This window comes from Candidatus Igneacidithiobacillus taiwanensis, from assembly GCF_031962545.1.
Taxonomy (GTDB): Bacteria; Pseudomonadota; Gammaproteobacteria; order Acidithiobacillales; family Acidithiobacillaceae; genus Igneacidithiobacillus; species Igneacidithiobacillus taiwanensis.
In genome coordinates this window covers 1-6,812 of the sequence record NZ_JAVRKK010000118.1, presented here as the reverse complement: position 1 = coordinate 6,812, position 6,812 = coordinate 1, and the positions used below count along the sequence as shown (strand labels likewise).

Here is a 6,812-nt window from a genome sequence, read left to right as displayed (position 1 = left end):
ATCTCGTGAAACCGTAGTAGTAGTCTGCCGGACTGCGTCGCAGGCGCTCGATGTCCTTGGGCATGGGCAGATCTCCTGGGGGAGGCTGCAACGCTTCTCGCTTCTGGCACAGGGCTTCCACTTGTTTGTCGCTCAACTCGGGGGTGTCGTCGGTGGACGCGGCTTGCCCGGGCTGCGCCGCTACCAAGGCGACCACCCAGACAAGCACGCTGCCAACGAAGGGCAACCCCCAACGCGTCCGACCCAAAACGCGCCAGCACGAGATCCAATGCAAGGGGCTTTTGCTCAAAGCTGGGTTCATGGCTCCTCCTCGGAACCTTCGCCACCATCTCGCTGCATCTGCTCCTCCCAAGTGAGGTAGAACTTGCACTGGATGTGCTTCCACTCGGCCTTGGGGAGCGGCTCGAGGCCGATCGTGGCACCGCTCTTGGGATCCCGTTTCTTCAGCACCGCATTAGGAACGACTCCCTCCGCATAAGCCAAAGAATATTGGGCAAATGCTACGAGAGTGATAAAAAGCAATGCCTTTTTCATGACATTACACTTCCTCGCTAACATGTTCCGAGGGCGCCGAGAGTGCGCATCTCGCGAGCAATGTTGCACAATGTCGCGTTGACATCGTGGATGCGCCCTCGGCGGTCACTGGGTGAATAGGTCCACAGCAGGACCCGGGGCCGTGTCCGTGGGGACGGGCAACGCGCATTGTTTGGCCGTTTTTGCTGTGCAGCGCAGATCGTACGCTTGCAGAGAAACGGGAACCCGCGGATGCTCGCAGGCCGCCCTGTCCTTCGAGCAGTCCACGTCGAAGCCTCGATAGGAAGCCGCCACCCAACTCCGGACCGTGGGCAGAATCTGTGTTAGCCCTTGCGGCCGGGGTAGATAGATCGCGACCTTCCCCGGCTCGCCTTGATTGAGATAGACACCATCGGCGGTGACGATGGCCTTCACCTCGCCTTTGGGGTCCAGCAGCGCCATGGACTGAACGTTCGCCGCGTGCGGAACAAAACCCCAGACCACGCTGTCGCCATGGGCGAGCGTTACACGCCGCAGAGGCTGTATCCCGAATCCCTCTAGAACGCGCCGAGTCAAGCCCTCGCCCGCGGTAGTTTTCCAGCCCCGGGTGAGACGGGCGATCGCCTCTACCGGCAACGGCTGCTCCAGGCGATCACGCTGGGCGTGCAACTGCTCGTGACGGCGCTTCTCCACCCGCAAAATGCAGGCAAGGTCCTGCCCACAGGCGTCCCGCTCGTCGTAGTAGCGCGCCTGCGCGGCGTTGAGCGCTTTCCACTGAGCGCTGCCCTGCGGCAGTAAACTGGCAACGTAACGGTAGGCACCGACCACGTACATATCGTGGCGTAAGGCCTCCGCCCACAGCTCCTTCTCTTTTGGGGTTTTTCCGCGATTTTGACAAATGGCTGCCGCGGCTGGTCCTTGGTTTTCCCGCCCTTCGCCAAGGTGCCCGCACTGCAGCACACCGTAGGGCAGGGACTCGGCCAGGGCGAGGCTGGCTGGAACGGCCAACACTACCAACACCAATAGGACGTGCATGACGCGCTGGATAGACATGGATACCTCCTTTAACAGCTGGAATCGGTTTTCGGCCATCCGGATTGTAACGCTTTACGAAGCAGGCGACCGCGTTCCTTGAATCTCTCGGTGTACGCCTTATCGAATTTTGCTTGTCGAGGAAATAACTTGCGATCCGCCCTTTCCAGGGCAGTGGTTAGGTTTTCCCAGTCACCACCGTAAACCATGTTCCAGAAGTTTTTCCGAGTGGTCCGAGCTTCGGGAGCGGCCTTATTGCTCTTTGCGTAGATTTCGTCGGTACCGCCATAATTCCAAACAAAGTCCAACAGAACCGATTGCACCTCGGCAGGTAGTTGCTTATACGTCAGGCCAGCTTGGTTGTGGCTATCAAAATTTCCTTCAGCCAAAGGAACATACCTCTTAGAAGCATTAGCCTCTTGAATCAACTTGACTTCTCTCTTTTCTAAAGTTGGTTCGTTACCTTTGATTAATTGGAAGGCCTTTTCTCCATGGATGCTCTTGTTCATGTAAGGAGAAAGTCTTTGCACCAAAGAATCCACATCCACCCTTTCAAGGTTCCCATGCTCCCTGATATAGGCATTCAGTGTTGCTTTTAATGCGCCAGGTGTTTGCTGAGCGAGATCAAAACCCGTATCGATGGTAACCCCGCTCCCAGATAACGGCTTCGGATTTTTAACGACATACGCTATTTTTGCCTCGTCGTCTCCCGGAACAGGTCTGGTAAGGTATGCACCGGGAACATAGCCATTTATTGCCAGGCCGCCTTCATGCTTAGCTACAAATTTCATATCATAGCGATACGCTGGTGCACAGTGCTGACTATCGTTATCGTTGTTTGCAGAGATAGTCGAAGTCACAGGTGCACTTATCGGTGTTTGCGTAGTCCCCTCTTTACATCCCGGCCGAGCGGAATCAGGAATAGCGCATTTTCTGGCGTACGATCCGATCTGATCGATCCTTTCTTTATATGTCGCTGCTATACATTCTCGATCGGCACCACAGGCATCTCTTTTCTTCAACCAGGCTATCTGTCTCTGCTTTTCGTCAGCAACCAGACAATCGTAATTTCCAGACGTTTTGTAATGCTCCATGAACAACACGTAATCACGACCCATTTGGGCATCGAGGCGTTTGAGATCGGGGTCGTTGCAAATCTTTTGCTCTGTTGGTGTACTCGCTTTGCTACAGTTAAAAGCCCAAACACGATCAGCGATCATGCTGCACAAGATAAACGCAGACAATACCGCTCCCACCTGGTTTTTATTCCGTGGCTGAATATCCGTCGAACCGTTCACGTGGCTTCCTCCAATCAAACCTTAAAATTTCTGCTGAAACAGTCTTTATCCACCGCAGTCATACTTGGGCGCTGGTGGCAAGTCCAGACCGTAGTCCGGCACGCCTGAATCTTCCTCGGGCATTGGCTCGAGATCATTTGCGCCGGTTTCCGCTGTTTTCGGGGGACTATATTCCTCATTCCCACCCCGCTGGGGAGCTTGCAGCTGGCTTTGGCTTTGTAGCCCCGCAAAATGGGTGAAGGGCGTTTGCATGCGGAAGGTAGCCTCGGCGGTTAGAGGGAAAGTGGATAGGTTGGGGTGCGAAGGATCGGGGATGTTGACCGGCCCGCTCTGCTGTTCGAAAGCCCCGTGGCCGCCGGCTGGGCTTCCAATAACGCTTCCGCCTCCGGCGTTGCCACGATCGAAGCGCGCCAAGAGACGATCGATAAAGGGCATGATCAGCGGCGCGCGGTAGGTGACCCGGATCTTGAGGAGATTGGCATCTTGTAGGCTGATGCCGCTTTCCTTGCCCAAACTGGTTTGCCGATACCCCAAGTGACTTTCGGGTATGCCCCAACCCCAGTTGCCGCCCGGGGTGGCTTGGGTGCCAGTGTTGTCGTCGAGGGGCAGGCGGCCATATTGTTTGAAATCGTGTAGGGCTTCGACGGTGGGGCTGAGGATTTCGATCTTGGCCACTTTGGCTGCTGCCTCGGCGGCGAGACGCCCCTTGGCGAGATCAGTCAAACTCTGGCCGTGGGTGTACAGCGGGGTTAGCCCGCGCGCGAGTCCAGCGCGGATGGCATCCATATCACCTCCGTGCAAGGCTCCGGCGCGGGCGGCTTCTTGGGTTGCGACTTCGAGCTGTAGGCGGCTTTGATACAGAAGGCTCGTCTGCAGAGTACCGAGAATGAGCAGCAGAATCAGGGGGATGCTGATCAGAAATTCGACAGCCCCGGCACCGCGCTCTCTTGGCATTTGGCTGGCGACTATCGGCGAAGTGTCCTCCCGCCATTCCAGCACCTGCCCTGGGGCAAGCCGTAGCCGCTCAATGCTCCCTCGTGCAATTTCGACCGTGTCGCGCGCCCCGGTAATTGGGGACCAGGCCGCATACCAAGGCCGCAGGTTTTTGCGCAGCGCGAGAATTTCGCCAGTGGCACTCAGCCACAATAGATCGATGGAAAAGCGCATGCCCCACATATGTACTGCCGTGCAGGAGCGTAACCATAGGGCTTCCTGCGGCAAGGGTGCACTCCTGCCCAACCAGCCGCGGGCGCGCGACAAAGGGCTGTCGGCCAAACGCGCTAGAGTCCACAGACAGGTTCCATTACTCCAGATACTGCCAGGGCGACTCATGTTTGCACCTCCTGTACATATTTCATATAGATGACAAAGGCCAATACAAGGAATACGATGGGGAAAATGAACATGACCAGTGGTGCCAATAACTTTACCGGCGCTTCTAAGGCGGCTTTTTCTGCTCGTAGAAAACGCTCTTCGCGACGTTGTTCGGCCTGGGCCCTGAGCACCGGCGCTAGGCTACCGCCGCGTTCTTCTGACTGAATAATGGCAGTGACCAGGCTGCGCAGTTCTTGCATGGCTACGCGTTCGCCAAAGCGCCGAAATACCTCCGTGCGCGGCATGCCAGATCGTAAGTCTCTTAAAATGATGCGAAATTCATTGCGTAGTGGTCCTTCCGGTCCCTTGTCGACGGCAATTTGGATGGCACCAGTTAGATTCAGGCCGCCCTCTACCATCAAAGTGATGAAATCGAGATATACCGGTAAATCTTTGAGAATACGTTTTTGCCTTTTCTTACCTTGCTCCACGAGCCAGAGGTCCGGATAAAAACTGGCGATGAGCATTGCAAGTAGGGTGATCTCCCAACGAAAAACGCCGATCGTCACGTAAACGAACAGAGAAAATAGTAAGACAAAGAAGGAAGATAGAATTTTTAGGGCAAAGAAATCTCGAGGGGTGATCAGGTACTGCAGCCCGGCCTTTTGGATGCGCGGTGCACTGCGATAAACGATTTTATCTGGTAAAAAAGCGACAATGGTCGAATCGGCGAAACGCACCAAAGGCCAAATTCGGCGCAGTCCGCTGGGTAGTGGATCGAAATACTCTCGCGGTTGCCGTTCTACTGCGCGAATTAGGTTGAAAAGTCCGTAGACGCTGCCCGCAACTACCAACGCCACCAGGAGGCCAATCAATAGGTAGGGGATTTGGCTGTTGCTTTGGGCGATGATTCCCAGTAATCGTCCGCCAAGTAAAATTAACACCGCCAGTGCCAATACGGAGCCGATGATCCACATCATCCGGTGGCCAGTTTTCGTATCTCGGAGTATGGCGCGTGCCGGAATCATGTCAGACCTCAATGCTTACAATTTTGCGGATGCCCCAATACCCGAGCATCTCGAGGATGATGGCAATACCCAAGACGGCCCAGCCCTTGTAGGTATCGAAGAGGGCGCCAGTGGCGGCAGGCTCAATGTGCATGAGTGCCAAGATGATTAGCACCGGCAGGGCGGTCATCACCAAGCCTTGTAGCTTCCCCTGGGAGGTTAGAGCCTGGATTTTTTGTTCCATCATCAGGCGGCGGCGAACCGTTTCACCGAGTCGTTGGAGCGTGTCGGCAAGATTGCCGCCCACTTCGCGGTCGATGCGCAGGGCCGAAACCACCAGGTCGAAATCTTGGGAGTGGACTCGTTCTGCTAAGTGACTCACTGCGTCTTCAAAGGTAACACCGAGACGTTGCTCGCGTACGACAAGAGAGAGTTCTTGGCTCATGGGAGCGCTGAGATCTTTCGCTAATCCCTCCAGAGTTTGGCCGAGGTTGGCGCCACCGCGCAGGGCAGAAGCCATCATTAGCAAGGTATCGGGAAGTTGGCTATGAAGCTGGTTAAACCGTCTTTTTTTTAAGTAAAGGAGAATGAGGCGAGGAGATATGGCGGTCAGGATGGCGACAAAGACGGTAATCGGTAAGGACCCCAGCAGTAGATAGGCCAGGAGGGGCAGCAAAATCAGCGCAATGATATTCACTCGCCACAGGAGCGCAGGATCGGTGAAGAGGAAGAGATCAGTTAGACTCCTGCGGGTCTCTTGCGTGAAGCTCTCCTTGCGTCGGCGCAATATCGTCCGAACCACGTTGAATGAGGTCTGTAGAAAAATGACGATCGATAAAAATACGAGAAGGGCAATGCCCCAATCAGACGCGCTCATGCTCTTCCTCTAGGAAAATGCTGGTATCTACCGGCAAACCGCGGGCACGCATTTCCTCGTAGAACTCGGGTATGCTGCCGCTGGCACGGAATTCTCCGCGCACCTTGCCATCGGCGCCAAAGCCCTGTTGCTTGAAGGTGAAGAGCTCTTGTAGCTGAATGACGCCGCTTTCGGTGCCGGTAACTTCGACAATAGCGGTCAGTTTGCGCGAACCGCAGGAAAAACGGGTGATCTGCACGATGATGTCGATGGCCGAGGCGATTTGTTCGCGGATGGCGGCAAGAGGTAGCTCCATCCCTGCCATCATCACCATGACTTCCATTCGGGAGAGCATATCGCGCGGGCTGTTGGCGTGGGCGGTGGTGAGAGAACCATCATGGCCGGTGTTCATGGCTTGCAGCATGTCGAGGGCTTCGCCACCACGACATTCGCCAACGACGATACGATCCGGTCGCATACGTAGGGCGTTACGCACCAATTCCCGAATGGGAATTGCACCCTTACCTTCCACATTGGCGGGCCTCGCTTCCATGGATACGAGATTTGGCTGGTAGAGCTTGAGTTCCGCGGCATCTTCAATGGTTACCACTCGCTCATTTGCAGGGATATAGTTGGAGAGCACATTGAGCAGGGTAGTCTTACCAGAGCCGGTGCCACCGGAAATGATGATGTTCTGCATAAGTTCACAAACCTTTGGCACTTCTTTGGCGAGGGAGGAGTGCCATGCAGGTTCAACATGTCGGGTACCGGATCCGGGGGTTTTACCGGGTA

8 protein-coding genes are annotated in these 6,812 nt (G+C 55.4%); all 8 read right to left on the bottom strand.

Annotated features, from left to right (window positions below; translation table 11 throughout):
- The coding region (locus RTI30_RS11535; protein WP_312283807.1) for a hypothetical protein at positions 1 to 301 on the bottom strand (301 nt) is incomplete at its 3' end.
- A complete protein-coding gene (locus tag RTI30_RS11530; protein WP_312263147.1) occupies positions 298 to 534 on the bottom strand; it encodes a hypothetical protein in 237 nt (78 codons plus the stop codon). The genes RTI30_RS11530 and RTI30_RS11535, both read right to left, overlap by 4 nt.
- A gap of 105 nt (positions 535 to 639) precedes the next feature.
- Positions 640 to 1,566 carry a hypothetical protein gene (locus RTI30_RS11525; protein ID WP_312283806.1) on the bottom strand — a complete coding sequence of 309 codons (927 nt, stop codon included), beginning with the start codon at positions 1,564 to 1,566 and terminating at the stop codon, positions 640 to 642.
- An 11-nt stretch (positions 1,567 to 1,577) separates the two neighbouring features.
- Positions 1,578 to 2,843, bottom strand: a complete 1,266-nt coding sequence (locus RTI30_RS11520) for a pesticin C-terminus-like muramidase (RefSeq protein ID WP_312263145.1) — start codon at positions 2,841 to 2,843, stop codon at positions 1,578 to 1,580.
- A gap of 45 nt (positions 2,844 to 2,888) precedes the next feature.
- Positions 2,889 to 4,175, bottom strand: coding sequence for a DUF192 domain-containing protein (locus tag RTI30_RS11515; RefSeq protein WP_312263144.1), 1,287 nt, complete (start codon positions 4,173 to 4,175; stop codon positions 2,889 to 2,891).
- Positions 4,172 to 5,185: a type II secretion system F family protein gene (locus RTI30_RS11510; RefSeq protein ID WP_312263143.1), complete on the bottom strand. Its 1,014-nt coding sequence runs from the start codon at positions 5,183 to 5,185 to the stop codon at positions 4,172 to 4,174. Before RTI30_RS11510 ends, RTI30_RS11515 begins: the two co-directional genes overlap by 4 nt.
- 1 nt (position 5,186) lies before the next feature.
- Positions 5,187 to 6,041, bottom strand: a complete 855-nt coding sequence (locus tag RTI30_RS11505) for a type II secretion system F family protein (RefSeq protein ID WP_312263142.1) — start codon at positions 6,039 to 6,041, stop codon at positions 5,187 to 5,189.
- Positions 6,028 to 6,812, bottom strand: a 785-nt coding sequence (locus tag RTI30_RS11500; RefSeq protein WP_312263141.1) for a CpaF/VirB11 family protein, incomplete at its 5' end; no start/stop codon positions are given. The genes RTI30_RS11505 and RTI30_RS11500, both read right to left, overlap by 14 nt.

Excerpts from the sequence above, each read along its gene's own strand:
- RTI30_RS11530 (WP_312263147.1), bottom strand. The coding sequence starts at position 534 with ATGAAAAAGGCATTGCTTTTTATCACTCTCGTAGCATTTGCCCAATAT.
- RTI30_RS11525 (WP_312283806.1), bottom strand. The coding sequence starts at position 1,566 with ATGTCTATCCAGCGCGTCATGCACGTCCTATTGGTGTTGGTAGTGTTG.
- RTI30_RS11515 (WP_312263144.1), bottom strand. The coding sequence starts at position 4,175 with ATGAGTCGCCCTGGCAGTATCTGGAGTAATGGAACCTGTCTGTGGACT.
- RTI30_RS11510 (WP_312263143.1), bottom strand. The coding sequence starts at position 5,185 with ATGATTCCGGCACGCGCCATACTCCGAGATACGAAAACTGGCCACCGG.
- RTI30_RS11505 (WP_312263142.1), bottom strand. The coding sequence starts at position 6,041 with ATGAGCGCGTCTGATTGGGGCATTGCCCTTCTCGTATTTTTATCGATC.